General features: G+C 62.5%; 17 protein-coding genes. 8 read left to right on the top strand and 9 right to left on the bottom strand.

The features are described 5' to 3' along the window. Positions 1–42: 42 nt before the first annotated feature. The 3 genes from pheT to CSQ87_RS05930 form a co-directional block, all read right to left on the bottom strand. Positions 43–2,661, bottom strand: a complete 2,619-nt coding sequence (gene pheT, locus CSQ87_RS05940; RefSeq protein ID WP_100512957.1) for a phenylalanine--tRNA ligase subunit beta — start codon at positions 2,659–2,661, stop codon at positions 43–45. A gap of 6 nt (positions 2,662–2,667) precedes the next feature. Continuing rightward, positions 2,668–3,735: a phenylalanine--tRNA ligase subunit alpha gene (pheS, locus tag CSQ87_RS05935; protein ID WP_100512956.1), complete on the bottom strand. Its 1,068-nt coding sequence runs from the start codon at positions 3,733–3,735 to the stop codon at positions 2,668–2,670. A gap of 200 nt (positions 3,736–3,935) precedes the next feature. Further along, positions 3,936–4,901 (bottom strand): TrmH family RNA methyltransferase, encoded by a 966-nt coding sequence (locus CSQ87_RS05930; RefSeq protein ID WP_100513105.1) that lies wholly within the window; start codon positions 4,899–4,901, stop codon positions 3,936–3,938. Positions 4,902–5,204: 303 nt separating this feature from the next. Here CSQ87_RS05930 and CSQ87_RS05925 point away from each other — a divergent pair, with 303 nt between their 5' ends. From CSQ87_RS05925 to CSQ87_RS05890, 8 genes are all read left to right on the top strand, one after another. Continuing rightward, positions 5,205–6,974: an ABC transporter permease gene (locus CSQ87_RS05925; protein ID WP_100512955.1), complete on the top strand. Its 1,770-nt coding sequence runs from the start codon at positions 5,205–5,207 to the stop codon at positions 6,972–6,974. A gap of 64 nt (positions 6,975–7,038) precedes the next feature. Beyond that, positions 7,039–7,851, top strand: coding sequence for an ABC transporter ATP-binding protein (locus tag CSQ87_RS05920; RefSeq protein ID WP_100512954.1), 813 nt, complete (start codon positions 7,039–7,041; stop codon positions 7,849–7,851). A 158-nt stretch (positions 7,852–8,009) separates the two neighbouring features. Next, the gene (locus CSQ87_RS05915) at positions 8,010–8,876 is read left to right on the top strand and encodes a MurR/RpiR family transcriptional regulator (protein ID WP_100512953.1); all 867 of its coding nucleotides are present in this window, start codon (positions 8,010–8,012) and stop codon (positions 8,874–8,876) included. A 925-nt stretch (positions 8,877–9,801) separates the two neighbouring features. Further along, entirely contained in the window at positions 9,802–10,590 is a 789-nt protein-coding gene (locus tag CSQ87_RS05910) for an ABC transporter ATP-binding protein (RefSeq protein WP_100512952.1), read from the top strand. Between the two features lie 2 nt (positions 10,591–10,592). Then, positions 10,593–13,433, top strand: a complete 2,841-nt coding sequence (locus CSQ87_RS05905; RefSeq protein ID WP_207761106.1) for an extracellular solute-binding protein — start codon at positions 10,593–10,595, stop codon at positions 13,431–13,433. A gap of 272 nt (positions 13,434–13,705) precedes the next feature. Beyond that, complete coding sequence (locus tag CSQ87_RS05900; protein ID WP_100512951.1) at positions 13,706–14,914, top strand: 2-aminoethylphosphonate--pyruvate transaminase; 1,209 nt, start codon at positions 13,706–13,708, stop codon at positions 14,912–14,914. A gap of 413 nt (positions 14,915–15,327) precedes the next feature. Continuing rightward, complete coding sequence (gene phnX, locus CSQ87_RS05895; RefSeq protein WP_100512950.1) at positions 15,328–16,110, top strand: phosphonoacetaldehyde hydrolase; 783 nt, start codon at positions 15,328–15,330, stop codon at positions 16,108–16,110. Between the two features lie 272 nt (positions 16,111–16,382). Beyond that, complete coding sequence (locus CSQ87_RS05890) at positions 16,383–17,708, top strand: ATP-binding protein (RefSeq protein WP_165776759.1); 1,326 nt, start codon at positions 16,383–16,385, stop codon at positions 17,706–17,708. 79 nt (positions 17,709–17,787) lie between these two features. Here CSQ87_RS05890 and mcrC read toward each other — a convergent pair whose 3' ends face one another. The 6 genes from mcrC to CSQ87_RS05860 all read right to left on the bottom strand — a co-directional run bounded on the left by mcrC (position 17,788) and on the right by CSQ87_RS05860 (position 25,018). Next, a complete protein-coding gene (gene mcrC / locus CSQ87_RS05885; protein ID WP_100512948.1) occupies positions 17,788–18,861 on the bottom strand; it encodes a 5-methylcytosine-specific restriction endonuclease system specificity protein McrC in 1,074 nt (357 codons plus the stop codon). Further along, positions 18,858–20,651: an AAA family ATPase gene (locus tag CSQ87_RS05880; RefSeq protein WP_100512947.1), complete on the bottom strand. Its 1,794-nt coding sequence runs from the start codon at positions 20,649–20,651 to the stop codon at positions 18,858–18,860. The genes mcrC and CSQ87_RS05880 overlap by 4 nt, the downstream gene beginning before the upstream one ends. Before the next feature lie 324 nt (positions 20,652–20,975). Further along, a complete protein-coding gene (locus tag CSQ87_RS05875; protein WP_100512946.1) occupies positions 20,976–21,677 on the bottom strand; it encodes a TenA family protein in 702 nt (233 codons plus the stop codon). A 53-nt stretch (positions 21,678–21,730) separates the two neighbouring features. Continuing rightward, positions 21,731–22,555, bottom strand: a complete 825-nt coding sequence (locus CSQ87_RS05870) for an energy-coupling factor transporter transmembrane component T family protein (protein WP_100513103.1) — start codon at positions 22,553–22,555, stop codon at positions 21,731–21,733. 11 nt (positions 22,556–22,566) lie between these two features. Continuing rightward, the gene (locus tag CSQ87_RS05865) at positions 22,567–24,243 is read right to left on the bottom strand and encodes an ABC transporter ATP-binding protein (protein ID WP_165776773.1); all 1,677 of its coding nucleotides are present in this window, start codon (positions 24,241–24,243) and stop codon (positions 22,567–22,569) included. A 151-nt stretch (positions 24,244–24,394) separates the two neighbouring features. Continuing rightward, on the bottom strand, positions 24,395–25,018 hold the full coding sequence (locus tag CSQ87_RS05860) for an ECF transporter S component (protein ID WP_100512945.1): 624 nt from the start codon (positions 25,016–25,018) through the stop codon (positions 24,395–24,397). Between the last annotated feature and the right edge of the window lie 177 nt (positions 25,019–25,195).

The raw sequence follows: 25,195 nt of genomic DNA, 5'->3' as shown, positions 1-25,195 counted from the left end.
AAAAGACCCCCGCAACCTCACTGGGTCGCGGGGGTCAGGATGTCAGGCGCGCAGCTGGGCGCCCAGCGTGGCGGCCTTCTCGACGATGGCCTGTCGGATCGCCTCGCTGTCGGAGGCGTCCAGGGTCTTGACCGGGGAACGGAACACCACGGCGTAGGCCAGCGACTTCTGGCCCTCGCCCACCTGCTCGCCGGAGAACACGTCGAACAGTTCGATGGATTCCAGCGCGTCACCGGCGGCCTCGCGGATCACGTCCTCGAGCTGCCTGGCGGTGACCGACTCGGGCACGGTGAAGGCGAGATCCTGACGAACCGGCGGGAACGTGGAGATCGGCTTGGCCTGCACCGGCTTATCGTCCAGCGTCGGCAGCCATGCGGTGAGGTTCAGCTCGAACGCCGCGGAGTGCTCCGGGAAGCCCAGCGCCTCGTTGACGTGCGGGTGGAACTCGCCGACCTCGCCGACCTTGGTGCCGTCGGCGGCCACGATCTCGGCGTAGCGGCCCGGATGCCATTCGGCCGGCACGTCGGCCGCGGCGGGCTGCACGAGATTCAGCTCGGCACCCAGACGGTCGAACACGCGGCGCACGGCCTCGACGGCGTCGGACCAGTCCACGTCGCGGGTCTCGCCCAGCCAGCCGGAATCCTCGGCCTTGCCGGTGAAGATGGCGGCCACATGCTGCGGCTGATCGGGCAGACCGGCGTCAAGGGCGGCCAGCTGCTCGTCGGTCGGCTTCACGCCGCCGGGCAGGGCCGGAATCGCCGGAGCGTTCGGATCCCACAGGAACACATGGCCCAGTTCGTACAGGCTCACATTCTGCAGGCCGCGACGGATGTTGCGCTGCACGGTGCGGGCCAGCGTCAGCAGCAGGGAGCGGCGCAGGAACGGACGGTCACCGGCCAGCGGGTTCGTGATCTCCACGCTCACCGGCTTGATCGCCTTGGCGTCCATGGCGAACGCCTTGTAGTCGGCGTCGCCGACGAACGGGTAGCTCAGCGTCTCCACCAGACCGTACTGGGCGAGCGTATCGGCCACCCAGCGCTGACGGCGCTGTTCGAGGGTCAGACCGGTGTCGCCGGTGACGGGCACTGGGGGCACGATCACCGGGATCTCGTCGTAGCCGACCAGTCGGGCCACTTCCTCGACCAGATCGCACGGCTCGGTCAGATCCGGACGCCACGTCGGGGGCAGCACGGAGAACTCGCCGTTGCCGCCTCCGCCCACATGGCAGCCGATGTCGGTGAGGATGTCGGAGATGCGGTTGGTGTCGAGGTCGAGACCGGCCACGCGGGACACCTCGCTCACCTTGAAGCGGATGTCGTTCGGACGCTTGGTCTGGTTGTAGTCGACCGGGGTGCGTGAGCCTTCGCCGGAGCCGTAGCGGGTCAGCAGTTCGACGGCCATTTCCACGGCGGCGGGCTGCAGCTGCGGATCCACGCCGCGTTCGAAACGACGGGACGCCTCGGAGGGGATCTTGTGGCGGCGGGCGGAACGCGCGATGGTCACCTGATCGAAGTGCGCGGCCTCGATGAACAGGTCGGTGGTCTCGTCGGTGACCTCGCCGTACAGGCCGCCCATCACGCCGGCCAGACCGAGGATGCGCGAGGCACGCTCGCCGTTCGGCGAATCGGTAATCAGCAGATCCTCGGGGCTGAGCTTGTGCTCCTTCTCGTCCAGCGTGGTGAGCTGCTCGCCCTCGCCGGCGCGACGGACCACGATCGGCCCCTCGATCTTGTTCAGATCGTAGGCGTGCAGCGGCTGGCCCAGATCGAGCATCACATAGTTGGTCACGTCCACGGCCAGAGAGATGGATCGCATGCCGGCGCGGATCAGGCGGCGGCGCATCCAGCTCGGCGTCGGGGCGCTCGGGTTGAAGCCGCGCACGATGCGGCCGTAGTAGCGGTCGCAGCCGACGACGCCGTGGATCGGGTTATTGTCCTCCACGAACACGTCCATGTCCTTCACGGGGGCCGCGCCGTCGATGCTCTTGGCCTCGTGCGGGGCCTTCTCGCCCAGTTCGATGGCCGGATCGACGTAGGCGGCGCCAGTGGCGTGATGGTATTCGCGGGCCACGCCGCGGTAGGAGAACGCGTAGCCGCGATCGGGGGTGATGTTGATCTCCAGCAGCGGGTTGTTCAGGTGCAGCAGCTCCATGGCGTCGTCACCCGGCTCGAGCGCGTCGTACTCCTCCTTGGAGAAGCCGTATTCGCGCAGCAGGATGATGCCGTTGTGGGCATCGCCCAGACCGAGCTCGCGCTCGGAGGCGCACATGCCGTTGGAGATGTGGCCGTAGGTCTTGCGAGGCTCGATGCGGAAGTCACCGGGCAGCACAGCGCCGGGCAGCGTGACGACGACCTTCTCGCCGGCGGCCATGTTCGGCGCGCCGCAGATGATGCCGCGCGGCACCTTGTTGCCGTTCTCGTCGGTCTCGTTGTACTCGTCACCGACGTCCACATGGCACCAGTTGATGATCTTGCCGTTCTTCTGCGGCTCCGGGGTGGCGTCCACCACGTAGCCGACCACGATCGGGCCGGTCAGCTGCGAACGGTGGATCTCCTCCTCCTCGAGACCCACACGCACCAGATCCTTGGCCAGCTGCTCGTAGGTGAGGTCCTCGGGAACCTCGACATGGTCCTTGAGCCAATCAATATCAATCATCGGCATGGTACTTCACTCCCCCATCGCGAACTGTTCGGAGAAACGCACGTCGCCCTCGACCAGGTCGTGCATGTCGTTGATGTCGTGGCGCAGCAGCAGCGTGCGCTCGATGCCCACGCCGAAGGCGAAGCCGGTGTACACGTCCGGGTCGATGCCGGCGGACTTGAGCACGTTCGGGTTCACCATGCCGCAGCCGCCCCACTCGATCCAGCCGGGGCCGCCCTTCTTGTCGGGGAACCACAGGTCGAGCTCGGCGCTCGGCTCGGTGAACGGGAAGTAGCTCGGGCGCAGGCGGCTCTTGGCCTCCGGGCCGAACATGGCCACGGCGAGCTTGTCGAGCACGCCCTTGAGGTTGGCCATGGTCAGGTGCTTGTCGACGGCCAGAGCCTCGCACTGGTGGAACACCGGGGTGTGGGTGGCGTCAAGCTCGTCGGTACGGAACACGCGGCCCGTGCAGGCGATGTACAGCGGCACGCCGCGGGTGAGCAGCGCGCGCACCTGATCGGACGACGTCTGGGTGCGCATCACCATGTTGGAGCCGACGAAGCCGGCGGCGTCCTTGGCCTGATTGCCCTTGACGTAGAAGGTGTCCTGCATCTGACGGGCGGGATGGTCGGGACCGAAGTTCAGGGCGTCGAAGTCGTACCATTCGGTCTCCACCTCGGGACCGTCGGCGACCTGCCAGCCCATCGAGACGAAGAAGTCCTGCACGTCCTCCATCACCTTGGGCAGCGGGTGGCGGGCACCCAGCGGCTTGCGGTTGACGGGCTGGGTCATGTCCACCGTCTCGCTGGCGAGCTTCGCGGCCTCCTCGGCGGCCTTGACCTCGGACTCCTTGGTGCCGAACGCGCGGCCGAAGTCGGCGCGCAGCTTGCCCATCAGCTTGCCCGCGTCCTTCTTCTGGTCCTTCGGCAGCGCACCGATGGCCTTGCTGGCGAGGGTCATCGCCGATTCGGCGCCGGCGTACCGGGACTTGATAGCCTTCAACTCCTCCAGGGTGGAGGCGTTCTGAATCTTCTCGATGCCTTCGGCGACGGCAGCCGTCACCGCTTCGGCATCGAATGATGCAACATCTGCCACAGGGACACCTTTCCATAGGCATAACAACGTTTGCTTACAACATTTCCGCCCCGGAGCGGATGGTCGGAAGGACCGGCCCCGGCGCGAAACACCAATCTCACATTGTCCCCATATGACTAGACATAGGGCATGTGGATATTGATGGACATTAGGGGGATGGACTCGGGATGAGGACGGTCACGCGCGGTCGCACGGTACGGTCAGGCGCGGTCGCGCATGGCGAGCGAGTAGAGCAGCACCGAGGCGCTGGTGGCGAGGTTCAGCGATTCCGCCCGTCCGTAGATCGGAATGGAGACGATGTCGTTGCACCGTTCGAGGATCGACGTCTCCAGTCCGCGCGCCTCGTTGCCGAACAGTACGGCGCGGCCCGACCGCGAATCGTCGCCGCCGCGGGGAGCGGCGATCAACTCGCTCAGCGACCGCGGCTTCGTCGTCTCCGTGCCGTACACGTCGGCCGCCATGGTGGTCAGACCGCTGGAGGCGCACCATTCGAAGAAGTCGTCGACCGAGGCACGCAGCACCGGAATGTGGAACAGGGATCCGGCCGTAGAACGGATCACCTTGGGACTGTACGGGGTCACGCAGTCGTCGACCAGCACCACGGCGTCCGCGCCGGCGGCGTCGGCCGTGCGGATCACCGTACCGGCGTTGCCCGGATCGCGCACCTGCCAGAACGCGGCGACCATCGGGACGTGGGCCGCCGACCCTTCGGCGGAGTCCGTCCCACGCGCCCCTTCGGCCCGGCCGATCGATTCGTAGAGGGAGAAGTCGGCGAGGGGTCCGACCAGATCGCCCATGTCGGCGATGGCGAAGATGCCCTGCGCGTCCGTGGTGATCGAGGCCATCACGCGGGAGGAAACGTGGTGAATGAACACGCGGCGGGCGCCGGCCGGCACCCGTTCGGGAGTCCCCGCCAGGATCTCCCGTTCGATCTCGCCGGCCCGTTCGCTGACCGGGGAGCCCTCGCCGTCCACCTCGACGTAGAGGTCCTCCATCAAATCGGCGCGGCAGGCGAGCGCCTCGCGTACGGCCTGCGGCGCCTCGATGAGGAACTTGCCGGCCTTGCGGCGGCCACGGCTTTTCATGAGTTCGGCCACTCGTTTGATGCGCGTGGCGTCGGGATTGTCGAGCGTTTCGTCATACAGGATTCCATACGTGTCAAGCATGTGTTCCATGCTAGCGCCTCCGCTTCCGCCGCCGTCACGACTTCGTTGCCGTCACGACTCCGTTGCCGTCACGACTCCGTTGCCGTCACGACTCCGTTGCCGTCACAACACCGCGGATTTCGGCTCCCAGTCGACTTTCAGGAATCGTTCGGGCAATTTCGGCGTTTTTGCCGGGACGTTTCGAGTCGTGCGCCAGAGATCTTCCATCAACGCGGACGACCCTCGAAAGTAGCGCGCGAGCGAAGGGCGACGCGCAGGACCAATCAACCGGGGCCGGACACGGCCCGATATCAAAGGACGATCATGTTTATTGTCAAGAACGCCGTCAGGTCGGTGACGAGGAACAAGGGGCGCAACATCCTCATCGTCATCATCGTGGCGATCATCGCCGCGGCGGCCACCATCGGACTGTCGATACGCGACGCCGCGCAGACCGCTCGCGACGAGGGATTGCAGAACACCACGGTGACGGCCACGATCAGCGTGGACCGTGAAAAGCTGATGAGTCAGGCGCGCAGCTCGTCCTCGTCGTCGGGCTCCTCCAGCTCCGACGGCAAGCCGGACTTCGACGCCATGCGTTCCGCGCTCGATCAGAGCTCACTCACCCTGGCCGACTATCTCAAGTACGCCAAGGCCTCCAGCGTCGATGTGAGCACCTATTACACCGAGGAGACCTCGGTAAGCGCCACCGACGACTTCCAGCCGGTGGAGAGCAGCACCTCCGCCAGCAACTCCTCCTCGAGTTCGTCGTCCTCGTCGTCGAGTTCCTCCGGCTCCTCCGGCTCCGATAATGCCAACCGCGGCGACGCACAGGGTCAGGGCGGCCCCGGCGGCGACGGCGGTCAGATGGGAGGCATGACGCAGGGTGACTTCTCCCTGACCGGCTTCTCCTCCGACACCGCGGTGGCCAACGCCCGCAACGGCTCGTTCACCATGGTGGACGGCGAGGTCTTCGGCTACGATTCGGCCAGCAACGGCGAGGCCATCATCTCGAAGTCGCTGGCCGATTTCAACGATCTGTCGGTGGGCGACACCATCACCGTCACCAGCCCGACCGACGAGTCCGTCACCTACAAGCTCAAGATCGTTGGCATCTACAAGAACACGACCAGCGAGAACACCACGCAGAGCGGTCCGATGGGCGGCACCAGCCAGGACGCCGCAAACGCGATCTACACCTCGGTCTCCACGCTCAAGTCGCTTGGCCTTGACTCCGACACCACCGCCAAGGCCGCCTCCTCGAGCAGTTCCTCGGATTCCTCCTCGAAGACCGCGGCCACCCAGCTCAACTTCACCTATGTGCTCGGCAGCAAGAGCGATTACGAGACCTTCGCCAAGGATGTGGAGAAGGCCGGCCTCGACGACACCTACACCGTGCAGTCGTCCGACGTGGAGAACTACGAGGCCTCGCTGGTGCCGCTCGACAATCTCGCCAAGTTCGCGCTGACGCTGCTGATCATCGTGCTGGCCGTGGGCGCCGTGGTGCTCATCGTGATCAACCTGTTCAACATCCGCGAGCGCAAGTACGAGGTGGGCGTGCTCACCGCCATCGGCGTGCGGAAGGCGAAGGTCGCGGCCCAATTCGCCGTCGAGCTGCTGATCGTGACGATGATCGGCATCGCGCTCGGCGTGGCCGGCGGCGCGGCGGCGTCGGTGCCTGTGTCGAATCAGCTGCTGGCCCAGCAGATCTCGTCGCAGGAATCGCAGGCCCAGTCGCAGCAGGCGCAGTTCGGTCGCAACGCCGACATGGGCGGCCCCGATCAGCAGGATTCATCGAATACGGATTCCGGCTCCTCGAGTTCCGATTCCGCCGATTCCAACTCCTATGATTCCTCGGATTCCACGGGCTCCTCGGGTACGCAGTCGAACGCGCAGCAGTCCGGTAGCCAGCGCGGACCGGGCGGCATGCAGCGGGCGATCAGCTACGTGAGCAACGTCAACGCCACGGTGAACTTCGCGATCGTGGCCAAGATGGTGGCCATTGGACTGGGACTCACGCTGCTTTCGGCACTGGCCGGCATCATCTCGGTGATCCGGTACGAGCCGCTGCAGATCCTGGCCGACCGGTCCTGATCCCCGTCCCCGTACCATCCGAATACCCGTATCAGGTCAGTACCAGACCTCGGAAGGAGTCATCATGACCACGACAACCGAAACCGACAAGACAACCGAAACCGACAAGACAACCGAAACCGACAAGGACACCACGTCCACCGAAACCACCACGTCCACCGATCGGTCCGAGGACACCGTCACCGACGATCGTCCGGAGGACGCCACGACCGCCGACACGGCCGTGCTGGCGCTCAACCACGTGTCCTATGCCTACACCAAGGGCGGCAAGCAGGTGATCCACGATCTGAGCCACACGTTCGAGGCGGGCCGGGTGCATGCCATCACCGGCCCGTCCGGCGCGGGCAAGACCACCGTGCTCTCCCTGCTCTCCGGTCTCACCTCCCCCACCGAGGGACGGATTCTCTACAAGGGCAAGGATCTGGAACGGACCAACCGCTATGACTTCCGCAGCCACGATATCGGCGTGATCTTCCAGAGCTTCAACCTGCTGCCCTCGCTCACCGTGGAGGAGAACATCGTCCTGTCGATGGACGCCAGCGGCAAGTCCTTCGACCGGCCGAAGCCCGAGATCGTCCGCGAGCTGCTGGCCAAGGTGAGACTGGCCGAGGAATACGCAAACGAGCGGATCCTGCATCTGTCCGGCGGCGAACAGCAGCGCGTGGCCATCGCCCGCGCGCTGAGCTACGGACCGGACGTAATCATCGCCGACGAGCCCACCGGCAACCTCGATCTCGCCACGCAGGACGACATCATGCGCATCTTCCGGGAGCTGGCGCACTCGGAGGGCAAGTGCGTGATCATCGTGACGCACAGCCCCGACGTGGCCCGCCAGTCCGACGAGGTGTTCGAACTGGCGCCGCTGCGGCGACGCTGACCGCGATCGTGAGGGAGGTCTGGTGAACGGTCTCCCTCACGATATTCACCGCCCGTTCATCTTCACGTCAGCCCACCGGTTCTCTCCGTCGGCTCCGTTGCACTAGATTGTGTGTGGTAGCTTCCCAATTGTCTTGCAGCGATGATGGAGGGATCCGCGTGGGCATTCCCGTCGATATACGTCAACGAATCGGCAATATCTACGCTTCGCTCCGACCGGCGGAGCGCATGGTGGCGACCTATATCCGCGACCATTACGACGACGTGGCGTCGATGACCGTCGCCGAACTCGCCGACAGCGCCGGGGTGAGCCAGCCCACCGTGATCCGGTTCGCCCGCAAGCTCGGCTTCACCGGCTACCGGGATCTGCGCTACACGTTCAACCACCCCACCGAAAGCCCCCAGTCGTTCGATCCGCTCGACGGATTCGACCTGCATCCGTGGGACAACATCGACGAGATCCCGACCCGCGCGGTCGCCGGCGCAAAGAGTATGCTCGACGATCTGCTCGAATCCCTGTCCACCAAGGACTTCCGCAGGGCCGTGGACCTGCTCGGCCACGCCCGCGTCATCGACATCTACAGCGTCGAGAACTCCGTGGTCCCCGCCAACGACCTCAACATCAAGCTCGGCTATCTGGGATTGCAGTGCCGCATGAACACCGACGCCTACATGCAGCGGATCAGCGCCGGGCACCTGACCGATCAGGACGTCGCCGTGGCGTTCTCCTACTCCGGCAGCTCCGACGACACCGTGCGGGCACTGCGCCTCGCCCGCAATCAGGGCGCCAAGACCATTGCGATCACCAACTCCAACGGCACGCCCCTGGCCAACTGGGCCGACGTGTGCCTGTACGCGGGCCATGGCGAACGCACCATCTACGGCAACGCGATCTTCTCCCGCGTCTCGCACGTCGCCATCGTCGACATGCTCTACATGGGCGTGATCCTCAGCGACTACACGCGCTACTCCGCCGCGCTCGACGACTCCGGCCGCTACATCCGCGACCGCGTCTTCCACGGGTGAGCGCACTCATAACCCGATCCAACCTTTCCTGCCTTCCCTCTGAAGGGCCGACTTCGCTTGTCACCTCATCAGTCAGCCTCCGGCTGCCAGCTTCCCCTCAAGGGGAAGCCCGGAAAGAATTTGCCCTACCCTCCATTCATCTTTCCCCTCAGGGGATACTGCACCCCTATCTTGCCTTCCCCTTGAGGGGAAGGTGGACGACGTAGTCGGCCGGATGAGGTGACCGGCAAAACACCGACCCATTCGCACGGTTCGACCTCTCAACGCCGACTTCACCCATCACCTCATCAGTCAGCCTCCGGCTGCCAGCTTCCCCTCAAGGGGAAGCCCGGAAAGAATTTGCCCTACCCTCCATTCNNACCCATCTCACCTCATCAGTCAGCCTCCGGCTGCCAGCTTCCCCTCAAGGGGAAGCCCGGAAAGAATTTGCCCTACCCTCCATTCATCTTTCCCCTCAGGGGATACTGCACCCCTATCTTGCCTTCCCCTTGAGGGGAAGGTGGACGACGTAGTCGGCCGGATGAGGTGACCGGCAAAACACCGACCCATTCGCACGGTTCGACCTCTCAACGCCGACTTCGCCTGTCACCTCATCAGTCAGCTTTCGGCTGCCAGCTTCCCCTCAAGGAGAAGCCCGGAAGAAAGCCCTGAAAACTACAAAACTACGTCTTTGGCACGTAATTTTGCTTACTGTTCACCTTGGTTTACAGAACTCTTCAGCACCGGCATGAAAAACGGCCCCTTCACGGTGAAAGAATCATTATCGGAAGGCGGAAAGCCAATGCAGTACCCGGATTTCAGACCTTTCGGCACAACTGAATAACCGGATCGATGTAGTAACGAATCACCCGGACCCATAACTGAACATCGCTTGTGTAAGTAAACCAACAGCGGGGCTTGCAGCGCCCCGCAGAAGGCAGACATCATGCTGGAATTGAAGAACATCACCAAATCCTTCGGGGATGCCCACGTGCTCAACGGCATCTCGCTGACCATTGGGGACGGTCAGATCATGTCGATCCTCGGACCTTCCGGCGGCGGCAAGACCACGCTGCTGAACATCATCCTCGGCATCACGCAGCCCACCAGCGGGCAGATCCTGTACAACGGCGAGGACCTGACGAACGTCCCGATGGAGAAGCGCGGCTTCAACATCGTGTTCCAGGACTACGCGCTGTTCCCGAACCTCAACGCCTATGAGAACATCACCTACGGCCTGAAGAACAACCCCGGCATCTCCACCGAGAAGGAGATCAAGGAGATGATCGCCCTGCTCGGCCTCGAGGAGCACCTGAACAAGCGGATCGACGAGCTGTCCGGCGGCCAGAAGCAGCGCGTGGCCCTCGCCCGCACGCTGGTGATGAAGCCGAAGCTGCTGCTGCTCGACGAGCCGCTCTCCGCCCTCGACGGCGTGATCAAGGAGTCGATCAAGGCCAAGATCAAGCAGATCGTGAACCAGTACAACCTCACCACGATCATGGTCACCCACGATCCCGAGGAAGCCTGCACGATGAGCGACAAGGTGCTGATCCTCAACCAGGGCAAGATCGCCCAGTTCGCCTCCCCCGACGACATCATCCACCACCCGGCCAGCGAGTTCGTGCGCAAGTTCATCCTCCACCAGCTGGAAGTCAAGCGCAACAACATCTACACGCTGTTCAACGAGGATGACGCCGCGAACCGTCAGCCCGCCCTCGCCGGTCAGGAGGCCTGAGCATGAGCGTCGAAGCCATTCAGGCCGGCAAGCAATTGCCCAACATCGCGCCTGAGATCAAGAACCACGAAAGCCGGCCGGCCAAGCCCCGGCAGCCCGAACTGACCGCCCTGCTCGTGGCCGTCAGCGTCATCTTCGCCGTCTTCCTCGTGATCCCGATGGTGCTGGTGCTCGCCAAGTCGTTCCAGACCGGCGACGGCGCCGCCACCATGGCCAACTACACGGCCATCCTCTCCAGGCCCGAGTTCCTCACCTCCGTGTTCAACAGCCTCAAGGTGGCCGCCGCGGCCGCCCTCGTGGCCATGCTGCTGGCGTTCCTGCTGGCCTACGCGGTGAACTGCACGAACCTGCCGCCGAAGTTCAAGAAGGCCATCGCCCTGCTCACCCAGGTGCCGATGCTGCTGCCGACCATCACCTACGGCTTCGCGATCATCTACTCCTTCGGCAAGGAGGGCCTGATCACCAAGCTGTTCGGCCACCAGCTGTTCGACATCTACGGATTCAACGGCCTGCTCATCGGCTACGTGATCTACACGCTGCCCACCTGCTTCCTGCTGATCAACAACAGTTTCCAGTTCGTCGACAAGAAGTTCATCATCGTCTCCCACATCATGGGCGACAGCCACATCAAGACGTTCTTCGTCACCACCGTCCGGCCGCTGATCGGCACGATGTGCGTGGCCTTCATCCAGAGCTTCTTCCTGAGCTTCACGGATTACGGCATCCCGACCTCCGTGGGCGGCACCTACGACGTGCTGGCCATGACCCTGTTCAACCAGATGCTCGGCTCGATCCCGAACTTCAACCGCGGCGCCGTGATCGCCGTGTTCATGCTGATCCCGTCGATCATCTCGATCATCCTGATGACGATCCTCGAGAAGTACTCGATCCGCTACTCCAAGGTCTCGCAGATCGATCTGCCCGAAGGCAAGAAGCGCGACCTGTTCTGCGCCATCGCCTCCGTGGTCGTCCTCGTGTGCGTGCTTTCGGTGTTCGCCGTGATCCTGCTCATCCCGTTCGTCGAGATGTGGCCGTTCAAGCTCAACTTCACGCTGAGCCACATCACCGGCATCTTCGCCGACTCCGAACTGACCGCCGTGTTCACCAACTCGGTGTACGTGGCCGTCATGACCGCCATCCTCGGCTGCCTGTTCGCCTACGCGGCGGCGCTGGTGACCTCCCGTTCGAAGCTGCCGGCCGCGGCCAAGCGCTTCGTCGACTCGATCAGCTCGATCATCAACACGGTCCCCGGCATGGTGCTCGGCATCGCGTTCCTGTTCGCCTTCAGCGGCACGCCGATGCAGAACACCTTCTGGATCCTGATCATCGCGAACATGATCCACTACTTCGCCACCCCGTACCAGATGATGAAGGACTCGCTGTCGAAGATGAACGCCTCGTGGGAGACCACCGCGAAGCTCATGGGCGACAGCTGGTTCAAGACCATCGTGCGCGTGGTCACCCCGAACGCGTGGCCCACCGTGCTGCAGGTGTTCGGCTACTACTTCGTCAACGCCATGGTCACGATCTCCGCGGTGGTGTTCCTCACCGGCGCCAAGACCCAGGTCATCACCACGAAGATCTCCGCGCTACAGCACCTCGCCAAGTTCGACGACATCTTCGCGCTCTCGCTGCTGATCCTCGTGACCAACCTCGTGGTCAAGGGCGTGATCGCCTTCGCCACCCGCAAGAAGCCCGTGAAGGTCAAGGCCACCGAAGCCGCGGCCGCCACCGTGAAGCAGGGCGCCCGCAAGACCGCCGAGCAGATCGCCGCAGGCAACTTCGCCCTGCCGCCGATCAACCCGCGCTCCCACGGACGCAACGTGGTGACCGGCATCGCCTCCGGCGTGGCCGCCGCGATCCTCGTGGCCTTCGGCTTCGGCGCCTTCTCCGGCACCGCGGCCGCCAGCCAGCAGGTCGTGATCTACACGAACGCCGATGACGAGGCCGTGGCCGCGTTCGAGCACGCGCTCGACAACAACGGCTACAAGGGCAAGTACATCATGCAGAGCTTCGGCACCTCCGAGCTGGGCGGCAAGATGCTGGCCGAAGGCAAGAGCCTCGAGGCCGACATGCTCACCATGAGCTCCTACTACGTGGACTCCGCGCAGCAGCGCAACCACATGTTCGCCGACCTGACCGACGTGCACTCGAAGCTGCTCAACACCAACGAGAACACCAAGGCCCCGAAGTACCGCAGCCCCACCACCGCTCAGGAAGGCGCGATCTTCTACAACACCGAGGCGATCAAGCAGGCGGGCGTGCCCGTGCCGAAGAGCTTCAAGGATCTCGCCGACCCGAAGTACAAGGGCCTGATCTCCGTGCCCGACATGGAAGGCTCCTCCACCGGCTGGCTGATGGTGCAGGCCATCGTGGGCGCCTACGGCACCGGCGACGAAGGTCGTCAGATCCTGACCGACATCTACAAGAACGCCGGTCCGCACCTCGAACAGTCCGGTTCCGGCCCGCTGAAGTCGGTGCGCTCGGGCGAGGTGGCCGTCGGATTCGGTCTGCGGCATCAGGCCGCGGCCGACAAGAAGAAGGGTCTGCCGATCGACTACGTGGATCCCACCGAAGGCAACTACTCGCTGACCGAGTCGGTGGCGGTGCTCGACAAGGGCGCCAAGACCAACCCGCTGGCGCAGAAGATGGCCGGGGTGATCATCGACCAGGGCCGCAAGGAACTGCTCGAGACCTATCCGACGCCGCTGTACCAGGGCGAGAAGGAGCCGTCCAACGGTTCGAAGTACCCGAAGACCTTCGACAAGCCCCTGACCGTGGACCTGCTCCAACAGCATCAGGACTTCTCGGAAGCCTGCAAGCGAGCCGCCAAGGAAGGCTGACGCCTCTCGCTTCAAAGCCTGATTCGGCGGGCATCGCCGATTGACCCCATGAATCAGACGCGGAGAAGGAACAGGGCATCGATATGCTCTGCTCGACCGTAGGCAGCGAAGGGGTTTGCTACGCTGCGCGAGCAAACCCCGGAGCGAGGCCGAACGGCCATGAGTGTGTCGAGCAGAGCATATCGACGCCCCACGGCCACGGCATTCAATGCCGCCGCACCAATCGCATCGATCTTTTATCCCATAACCAAACCAATAGAGAAGGAACACCAATGACCAACGAATACAAGCTGCTCACCCCCGGACCGCTGACCACGACCCGCACGGTCAAGGAGGAGATGCTCTTCGACCACTGCACGTGGGACGAGGACTACCAGCAGATCACCCAGAAGATCCGCCGTCAGCTGCTTGAACTCGCCCACTGCGATCCGAACGAGTACACGGCCGTGCTCATGCAGGGTTCCGGCACCTTCGGCGTGGAAAGCGTGCTGACCTCGGTGATCGGCAAGGACGAGAAGGTGCTGCTGTGCACGAACGGCGCCTACGGCGACCGTCAGGTGAAGATCTGCGAGCACGCGGGCATCGCCTACACGCAGTACGCCGAGCCGTACGACCGCATCCCGGACGCCAGGAAGGTGGCCGAGTACCTCGACGCCGATCCGTCGATCACCCACGTGTCGATGATCCACTCCGAGACCACTTCCGGCCTGCTCAACGACATCCAGGCTGTGGCCAAGGTGGCCAAGGAGCACGGCAAGACCTTCATGGTGGATGCGATGAGCTCCTTCGGCGGCGTGGATATCCCGGTGGCCGACTGGGGCATCGACTTCATCGTCTCCTCTGCCAACAAGTGCATCCAGGGCGTGCCCGGCTTCAGCTTCATCATCTGCAACAAGGCCAAGCTCGAGGCTTCGAAGGGCAAGGCCCGCAGCCTCTCCCTCGACCTGTGGGATCAGTGGAACACGCTGGAGAAGGCCCACGGCAAGTGGCGCTACACCTCCCCCACCCACGTGGTGCTCGCCTTCTCGAAGGCTCTGGACGAGATGGCCGAGGAGGGCGGCATCCCCGTGCGCTCCGCCCGCTACCGTCTGAACAACGAACTGCTGATCGCCCGCATGAAGGCGCTGGGCTTCTCCACCTTCCTCGCCGATCATCAGGGTCCGATCATCACCACGTTCCTGTACCCGAAGGGCACCACGTTCGACTTCCACGACATGTACGAGTTCATCAAGGAGCGCGGCTATGCGATCTACCCGGGCAAGCTCACCGACGAGGAGACCTTCCGTCTGGGCAACATCGGCGAGATCTACGCCGACGACATCGAGAAGGTGACCGAGCTGCTGGCCATGTACATGGGTGAGCGCGGCCTGCTCGAGGCCGCCACCGGCTCCGACTCCGTGCCCGCCGCCATCGCCGCCATGGACAAGGCCGGCGAGCCGATCAAGGCCGCCGCCCCCCTCGGCGTCAAGCTCGCCGCCTGACACCGCGCTCCAGCCCGCAAAACGTGGTCCCGGACATGGGAAATAGGCATCGGGATCCGCGAAGGAACACGGGCGAGAAACACCGTGCGGAGGGTGATGGGCCTTGTCCGACCGTAGGCAGCGAAGGGGTTTGCTACGCTGTGCGAGCAAACCCCGGAGCGAGGCCGAACGGCCTTGAGTGTGTCGGACAAGGCACATCACCCGCAGCCACAATCAGCGCGCATGAGCCTTGTCGCGCATTCCCACGGAGGGGCCGACATCCCTTTCTCGACCGTAAGCTAGCGGCTGGCTCGTCCAGCCGCGTGGCCGAACGGCCTTGAGTGTGTCGAGAAGGGGATGTCGGCTCCGACCCACCCGCACCGCCGCATCATCAATCTTCAAGTCAAGCCAATCAGTATCAAAGGAAAACCATTATGACCAACCGTTTTGAGGCCGTCATCTTCGATTGGGCCGGCACCACCGTCGACTACGGCTGCTTCGCCCCCGTCCGCGCCTTCCAGGAGGCGTTCCGCGAGTTCGGCATCGATCCGACGATGGACGAGACCCGCAAGCCCATGGGCATGCTCAAGCACGACCACATCAACACGATGCTGCACATGGAGCGCATCGCCCGTGCCTGGGAGGACGAGCACGGCCACGCCCCCACCGATCAGGATGTGGACGACGTGTACGCACACTTCGAGCCGAAGCTGCTGTCGATCCTCGACAACTACGCCGATCCGAAGCCGGGTGTGCTCGACGCGGTGGCCGCGCTGCGCGAGGCCGGTCTGAAGATCGGTTCGACCACCGGCTACACCGACAAGATGATGGACATCGTCGTGCCGAAGGCCAAGGTGAACGGCTACGATCCCGACTTCTGGATCAGCCCGGACGGCACGAACGGCTTCGGCCGCCCCTACCCGTACATGATCTTCCGCAACCTCGAGAAGCTGGGCGTCTCCTCGGTGCACGCCGCCGCCAAGGTGGGCGACACCCTCTCCGACATCCGTGAGGGCAAGAACGCCGGCGTGTTCACGGTCGGTGTGATCGAGGGCAGCTCCCAGCTGGCGATGAGCCAGGAGGAGTTCGAGGCCCTATCCGAGGCCGACAAGGCCGATGCCCGTGCGAAGGCCCGTGAGGCGTTCGTCGGTGCCGGCGCCGACGCCGTCATCAACACGATGGCCGAACTGCCGACGCTGCTCGATCAGATCGCCTGATCCGCGACCCTTGTTTCTCGGCAGGGAACGACGATTCCTGCAAAACTGGGTGGTGCCTCATTTAGCGGGAGGCACCACCCAGTTTCATATCATGATTTCTCTGTTCGTCGTGATTTTTGCACAAACCGATGGTTTCTTCCTTAGGATTTTTGCATAAAAGTCTGATTATTCGTCGTAATTTTTGCATTCTCTGATTTTGGGGACCTAAGATCATACCCGTGTGATGTAGTGGATGATCGTCGTATGAGAGGGGAATCATGGAACGTGATGTCATGAAGCAGCTCGAAGTGTGGCGCACTTCCAAGCACAGAAAGCCCTTGGTCCTCTGCGGTGCCCGACAGGTAGGCAAGACCTACGTGCTGAAGAAGTTGGGGGAAACAGCTTACCGCTCATGCGCATACGTCAATCTCATGGATGAGGCGTCTCGATCCGTGTTCACGGCGTATGATGCGCGACAAGTACTGGAGAACATCGAGGTACTTACCGGAGTGAAGATCGTTCCTGGGCAGACTCTGACCATCATTGATGAGATTCAGGAAGTGCCCGAGGCGTTGACTCTCATGAAAGCGTTCGCCGAAGACGTCCCGGAACAGCACATCGTTTCAGCCGGATCGTATCTGGGACTTGCCTATCATGCGGGCGAATCCTTCCCCGTGGGGAAGATCGACTCCATCGACATGTATCCCATGACGTTTGTAGAATTCCTCCAGGCGTCCGGTCAGGACGCGCTGGCGAATATCGTGCGATCTCTGGATTTCGAACGAGCCTCACGGTTCTCCGATCGACTCGAACGAATGCTGAGGCGCTATTATTTCGTCGGAGGCATGCCTCAGGTGGTCAGCGAATTCCTTGACGGCAACAATGATTATGCCGTCGCCCGGCGTCGCCAGCAGGCGCTGCTTTCCGATTATGACAATGATTTCTCCAAGCACAAGATCGATGTCCCTGAAATCGATGTGGAACGTGTTCGTCTGGTGTTTCGCTCTATTCCTTCTCAGTTGGGGCGGGAGAACCATAAATTCGTGTTCGGGCACATCGCGCCGGGTGCGCGCAGAACACAATACGAAACAGCGATTCAGTTCATCGTTGATTCCGGATTGGCCCAGCGCATATACCGCGTCGACAAAACACAATTACCTCTGCGGGATTACGAGGATCTTTCCTCCTTCAAGTTGTATATGCACGACATTGGATTACTCGGCGCCGCAATGGACGTCAGCGCACGTGACGTCCTGCTGTCGAACACCGCATTTGAGGAATACAAAGGGGCGATGACCGAACAGTACGTATGCCAGCAGCTGACCGCGACAGGACGGAATCCTTATTATTGGACTTCCGGCAGGGGAACGGCGGAAGTGGATTTTGTTGTGCAATACGACAGTCGACCCGCGCCACTGGAGGTCAAGGCAGAAGAGAACGTGCACGCCAAAAGCCTGCGAATGCTCTGCAACGACACCGGACTGCATGGCTACCGCACGTCAATGCGTGGTTATCGCGAGCAGGATTGGCTCACCAATGTGCCGCTCTGGGCGGTCGGAACGTACTTTGACCCGGTTAATGATCCCGCCAACGTCATTCCTGATGAGGGACTGGACTGATCGGCATCATCATCGCCTTCGATCCTCCCGTCATCCGACTCCCGTACATGAGCACGCTGTCATCATCACACGGCCACACTCATGCCAACGGCATCGTATCGGGAAAATACCGCGCAACAACGTCGTCGAGCTGACCGGCGATGACGGGAAAATCCTGATCCAGATCCAACGTCCGCACGGCGATGACATTGCCTCCCATGTCGAATTCCCCGTCCGGCTGGCGCTCCTCATCGGTTTTCGCATAGAGCAACATGCCGGACACGGCGCGTGTGTCTCCGACCGCCGCCAGCTGAGCCGTCTTGTTCTTCACGTAGGTGAACATCTGATACAGGTTCGCGGAATGCATCTTGTAGCGACCGAAGTTCCGCTGCATCGTCCGCGTGTAGTACTTCGCATCGATGATCAGCACATCCCGCCCATCGTTCAATACCACATCGGGCTGCATGACGGGGAGCAAGGAGTCTTCCCCACCGTCGACCATCCATGGAATACGATGATGGGTGGTGTTGATCCGATCCCGCCATTCATGCGAGTAATAGCCGAACAGGAACTTCTCGTATATCCGGCACATCTGCTGGTCATCGAGGAAATCCATGAGTAACGTCCTGCCCGGTTGGGAGCTTTGCAGCAGGCCTCTGACCGTCAGATGGCAGATGCCGATCAGCATCCGATACGTCTGATTGTTCCGGTCGTAACGTATGTTCCAGTCGGTTCGCCGCAGATCGATCCGTCGGACATCATTCAGGCAAGCCAGCAACTGGCGAAGTCGCGTCTTTCGATCCCGACTGATATCGGCATGACTCAGCATCAGCATGGTCGATTTGATGATGCGATTCGCCTGAGAGTCCACGGTGAAGTCATCCACCGTACATATGAGCCGTTTCCGAGACATCGTGACCTTGCGAACGCTTTCGGTGATTTCGATCTTCCCGCGGGGAGAGTCCAGCTCGTCGGCATGGGACACGTATTCCCGCGAAAGACCCCGCTTGATCTGCGTCGCCATTCCCTGAATGAGAATGGCGGCGCATAGGTCGGCGATGTTGTCGAAGGATTCCGTGGCCAGTTTCCGATACTGCTGCTCCTGCAAGGCCCGAAAGGCGTATGACAGCATGTAGTACACGTTCCGGATCGGAATGACCGGCGACGTCGTCATTGGATGGCCTTCCTCAGCTTGTCCGCCTCCTCCTTCACGATTTCAGGCTCGTCGAACCAGTATTCCTCGAGCAGAGGAATCAGCTCATATTCGACGAGGCCCGACAGCGTCTGTTCGTTCACGGTATCGGGCGTCAATCCGCAGAAGTAACTGTGTCCGATCCTGAAACCCTTGCCCAGGGAATCATCCTCGGCGATCCGGCGATTCAGGTTTCTGACTGCTGCGATAAGCCCATTGAATCGTTCGCTGTTCAACGCACGCCGATACGCGTCAAAGCCATCGGTATCGAAACCCGGTTCCAACTCGATGAACGCGAACCGGCGCCGAAGCGCATAGTCGATCATCGCCAAGCTCCGGTCGGCGGTGTTCATCATGCCGATGATGAACACGTTACGGGGAATGGAGAACAGTTCGTCCGCATACGGCAATTGGAGGCGAAGACCACGCTTATCGCTTTCCATGAGCATGAACAGTTCGCCGAAGATCTTGCTGAGATTTCCACGGTTGATCTCATCGATAATGAAGTAATATGGACGATCTTCGTCGATCTCGGCTCTCTTGCAGAATTCGTAGAACACACCGTACTTGAGCTCGAAACCGGTGTCCGTCGGCCGATATCCAAGCATGAAATCCTCATAGGAATAGTTTTGATGGAACTGCACCATCTCTACCCGCTCGGAGTCCTTCTCCCCCATGATGGAGTAGGCGAGCCGCTTGGCCATGAAGGTCTTGCCCACGCCGGGAGCCCCCATGAGGATGATGTTCTTCTTGCGGGCAAGGGCGGCCACCAGATTGTCGTAGGTGCGTTCATCCACATATACCTCGTTGAGAAAATCCTCTCGGGTGTATGCAGGCAATGGACTATCTACGACCATGGATGAAACATTGTCTCCATTCGTGTCATCAGTACCGTCGTCAAGCAGATCATTGATCTGACGGACCATGTCGAGATTCGAAGTGATCTCATTCAGCATTTTCGTATGAAACTGCTTTTCCGCCTCAGAAAGGATATATTCATCGCTCATGTCAGTCCATGAGACTTGCCTCGCATGATTGAAATCGTCAGTATCACTCGCATAGTGCTCATAGCCCGATTGCACTTCGCCGATGCCGATAATCCTTCGTTTCCCATCAACCGCCACGATCATGTCACCGGGATTTATCTCGTTGACGAATTCCCATAGCGCATGCGCGGTGTTCGTCGGCTTGTTCTCCCATTCATAAGCGTCTTGCAGCGCCTGCTGGATTTCATTCTGACTACGGTACTGAGTCAACGTTCCGATTTTGCCGTAGCCGAACATCATCACCGAACCCTTCAGACATTCCTGCCACTTTTCCGCCCCGGTTCCAGCCCGATAGGACCAGTATCGTTTTTCCGGCTCGCCACTATCACCAAGTGCATTATCCGTAGTCGTCCTCTTCGCTCGTTGTTCCCGGTTATATCTCACCTGCTCGCGGATAAGTGAGGAGGCCAGCTCATCGGTCATAGTCACATCGGTACCACTATCAGTCAGCTTCCAGATCCCACGCTCGCTGCCATCGATGTATCCTCCGAAAACAAGAGCATTCCTCGCGAAAGCAACCTCATTACCGAATTTATTGGCTTTCGTCTTTCCCCGCGTAACCGCAAGCTTCTCCTGTGTCAGATGAAGGTCATCGGCGATTCGCTCTCTCACTTCCGCTGGACTCGCCTCTCCTCCCAGCTCTTTCAATGCGTCCAGAATCGGCTTCATCCACCTCATGTGAGAGTCCTTCAGATTGGGCTTCACACCATTTTCCGCAGTCACCATCGACTCCTTTCCCAAAAACCTGTTGCTGATGGTATCTCTCAGTCCAGTCCTTCATTGGAAATGCCGTTGACGGGATCATCGTCATTCCGTGCCTTGGATTCGTGGCACGGAACGCCATAATCACCGGTTCCGTCGTTCCCCTGCCGCCGATTCGTGGCAGGGAATCCCCGAACAACGCGATATCGCATTCCCTGCCACGAAAAAAGGGCGGCGCCTCCCGCAGAGGAAGACGCCGCCCCGTGACCGACCGTCATGACCCGGTCGGTCCGATTCGTGGTACGTCGTAGATTACGCCAGCCCGGTCAGGCCCAACCGACAGCCCGATCACGCCAGATCGTAGGCGTCCTCGAAGAAGCGGCGTTCGAGATGCACGATGCGGCGGAAGACCTCGGCCTCGGGGCCATCCACGCTGGCGTATTCGTTCACCAACGCGATCAGGCGGCCGGTCCATGCGCGGAACAGCTCGCCCTCATGCAGATCGACCCAGCCCTTGTGGGCGGGCACCTGCTGCACCACGCCGGCGTCCACGGTGCGCTTGGCCCACGCGAGGTACAGCCATTCCATGCAGCACAGCGCGGTGATGAGCTCCTCCCACGTGCCGTTGACCACTTCGGCGAGGTAGTCGCAGTACTCCTTGTTGGCCGGGGTCTGCGGAGCGTGCTCGTACTGCTCGTCGGTGACGTGGTAGACCTTGAGGAAGTCGGTGAAGTACGGGGCCTCCTCGTCGGCGAAGAACTTCGACTGCTTGCGCAGCATCTCCTTGGTCTCCTCGCGTGGGGCGAGCGCGATGGCGTGGTCCATGATGCCCTGGTTGAAGAACTTGAAGTCCTGGATCAGGTACGAGACGAGCACGTTGTCGGGCAAGGTGTCGTCGAGCAGTTCGTTGACGAACCGCGAGTTGATGGCCCGGTTCCATTCCTCGGCGGCCGACAGGTACAGCCGATCGGCCACGCTGCCGGACTCGGCGCCGAGAAACGCCCAGTCTCCGCTCTTCGAAGCCGGGGCTTCGGGGACATGATTGACCATGATGATCTTTCCTTTCATTGCGACCCGGACGGGATCGGTTCGACCCCGACGGGTCAGTTCGACATCATCGGCAGGTTCCAATACCCAGTCTTCACGGCGAGACCCACGGCGATGGCGGGGATCACGATCGAGATCGCGTAGCCCACCCAGTCGATCGGGTGCAGTCGGGAGGCACGGGCGAAGGTGCGCGTGTCGGAGGCGCCGAATCCGCGGGCCTCCATGGCGGTGGCGAGCTTGGTGGCTCGCCGGATCGACAGTACGAGCAGCGCGAACGCCTGCGACAGCACGCGGGAGACGGGGTTGCCGTCGCCGATGCCGCGGGATCGACGGGACAGGCCGAGCGCGCGCCAGTCCTCCTGCAGCAGGGTGAACATGCGGATGCCGGCCAGCGCGCCGTAGACGAACTTGGACGGCAGGTGCAGGATCTGCACGAGGCCGTCGGCCAGATCGGTGGGATCGATGCCCAGCAGGAAGATCACGCTGGGCACAGCGATGGCGACCACGCGCAGGAACGTGGCGATGGCCAGATGGAACGACCCTTCGCTCACCACGATGGCTGCCCAGCGGAAGTACACCTCGCCGCTGGTGCGGCCGTACAGCAGGATCGGGATGAAGCTACCGATCGCGGCGATCCACACCGGCCAGGTGCGGCGCAGGATGACCAGCGGGTTGATGCCGGCGATCCACAGCAGCACGACCGACAGGATGATCTGGGTGGAGGCCGAGACCACGTCGAGCGTGGAGAACAGCGGCAGGCTCATGATCAGCGGGCAGATGAAGCGGCTGACCGGGTTGAGCCGGGCGATGAACCAGGACTGCGACGGCGGCTTAGCCTGTTCGTGCCGGGCGGACGGCGGCGTGACGATGATCTCGCTCATCGGATTCTCGCTCATCGGGTTTCCTCCTGTGCTCGAGGTGCTCGCGACGCCGGTTCGGCCGCATCCTGACGCACGCCGAATCGGATCGGCGTGGCCTGAAGCGACTGCACCAATGCCTCGTCGTGCGTGACCATGATGACCGTGCAGCCACGGTCCCGGATGCCGGCGATCAGTTCGACCATCTGCGTCCAGGTGCGGAAGTCCTGACCGAAGGTCGGCTCGTCCATCACCAGCACCTGCGGCGCGGCGGCCAGCATGGATGCGACGGAAAGACGGCGCTTTTCGCCGCCGGACAGCGTATACGGGTTGCCGCGGGCGAATCGGGCCAGTCGCAGCCGTTCGAGCAGATCGTCGGCGATGGCATAGGCCTCGTCCTGCGTCTTGCCCATGGATTTCGGGCCGATCGCCACTTCGTCGCGCACGGTGTTGGCCGCGAACTGGTGTTCCGGCTCCTGGAACACCATGCCGATGCGGCCGAGCAGCTGCCGGCTCTTCCAGTGGATCGGCTCGCGCGACTTCGGGTTCGGGGCCAGCCGCTCGTTGATGAGCACCTGTCCGGCGACCGGCTTGAGCAGGCCGGCGAGGGTGAGGGCCAGCGTGGACTTGCCGGCGCCGTTCGGGCCCATAAGCGCGTAGATGCTGCCGCGACGGAAGTCGAGGTTCACATGCTCGCCCAAGGCCACGCCGTTGCGCCCGAAGGACAGATCGCGGGTGGAGAGCACCACCTCGTCGGGATCGACGGGATCGGCATCGACGGCACCGGTATCGGCACCGGCGTCCGGAGCCGCCGGACTCTCCGTCTTCTCCGCCCGTTTCGGCGGAAAACTGGGGATCGCACGCCCGGGCACCCATGATCCGCCTTCGGCAAGCACGTCGCCCATCGTGGAGAACACCTCGTCGGGCGTGCCGTCGGCCAGCACCCCGCCTTCGTGGCTGTCGCCGGCGGCGCCGAGCACCACCACGCGGTCGACCAGATCCAGCCATACGTCGATGTGATGCTCCACCACCACCATGGTCTGCCCGGTGGATTCGATCACATGCTTCACCGCGTCGTGCACCTCATGCACGCCGGGCGGGTCGAGATTGGCGGTCGGTTCGTCGAGCAGCAGCAGACCGGGCCTCATGGCCAGCACGCCGGCGAGGGCGAGCCGCTGCCGCTGGCCGCCGGAGAGATGACGGGTGGAATGCGTCAGATCCAACGATTTGAGTCCCACGATGTCGAGGGAGGAGCGCACTCGCCGCCACGTCTCCTCCACGTCGATGTTGAGGTTTTCGCAGCCGAAGGCCACGTCGTCGCCCACCCGTTCGAGGATGATCTGCGCGTCCGGATCCTGCAGGACCAGTCCGGCCCGTCCGCGTGCCTTCGGCGAGTCCAGCCCGCCGATGGTGAGCGATCCCTCCTGCACGCCTTCGTCGTCACTGCCCAGCACGCCGGCCATGGCGGCCATGAACGTGCTCTTGCCCGCGCCCGAGGCGCCGAGCAGCAGCACCCGCTCCCCCGGCTTGATGCTCAGGTTCACGTGGCGCAGCGCAAAATCCTTGCGCGTGGAATGCCGCCAGCCCCAGTCGTGCGCCTCCACACCGACCGGAACGGTCACGCCGTATGCCGGGTCGGCGGCCGGTGCCGCGGACCGCGCCGCCGTCTGCCCATGAGCCGTCTGCCCATTATGCGCGGCCGATGCCGCCATGTTCGATTCAGTCACTGATCGGACCGATCCCTTTCGATCGTCCGATGTCTCGGGAAGACGTACGCCTCCTACGGAAAAACGAGACACCGGTATGCCAAACGGGCCGGCCGGCATCCACCGACCGGCCCTTCATGATGATTCAGCCGAATGCTCAGACCAGCGCGGTCTTGGTGCGACCGGATTCGAAGCGGTCGAGCACGCCGGTGGAGGCGATGGCCTTCTGCACGTACCACATGAGCAGGCCGGCGAGCAGGGCGCCGGAGATCAGCGTGGAGAAGAAGTAGCTCACGCCGTACACGCTGAAGATGTCGGTGGCCACACGGCTGCCCAGCGGAGAGAACGTGTACAGGAAGTTGCCGAAGGCGGACAGCGCGCCGGACAGCATGGTGACGGCCGGGTTCCACTTGCGGTAGCGGACGATGATGAACGCGAGTTCGGCGAACACACCCTGGATCAGGCCGATGATGATCGAACCGCTGATGCCGAACACACCGCCGGCGCCCACGATGTATTCGATGCAGGCGGCGATCAGCTCGGCGTACAGGGCGGCGCCGGGCTTGCGCACGATGATGGCGGCGAGCGGTGCCGCGAACAGCCAGAATGCGACCACGAGGCCGTTGGAGCCGGGCAGCAGGGCGTCGAGCGCCGTGATCGGGATGTTGTAGATGAGATCCCAGCCGGCGAAGATCACACCGGATGCGACCGCGATGATGGAGGCGACGACGATATCGACGACGCGCCACTTGAGATTGACCTTGGTTGTGGTATCAGCCATGGAACTGTGCCTTTCCTCTCTGGACGGATGCTGTCTGCGATCCGTTAAAAGGCACGGGAGAACGAGAAGGTATCGACGTCCGTGCGCCGGCATTACCCGGTATACGTTCATGCGGTTGAAGCTGTGCTTCCTCTCAGTCCTGCGGTCCCCCGGCCGCCGCCCTACGGGCGCAAACCG

Source organism: Bifidobacterium simiarum (assembly GCF_002802905.1).
GTDB lineage: Bacteria > Actinomycetota > Actinomycetes > Actinomycetales > Bifidobacteriaceae > Galliscardovia > Galliscardovia simiarum.
Note: the sequence above shows the minus strand (reverse complement) of the source record. Positions and strands in the feature narration are given on the sequence as shown.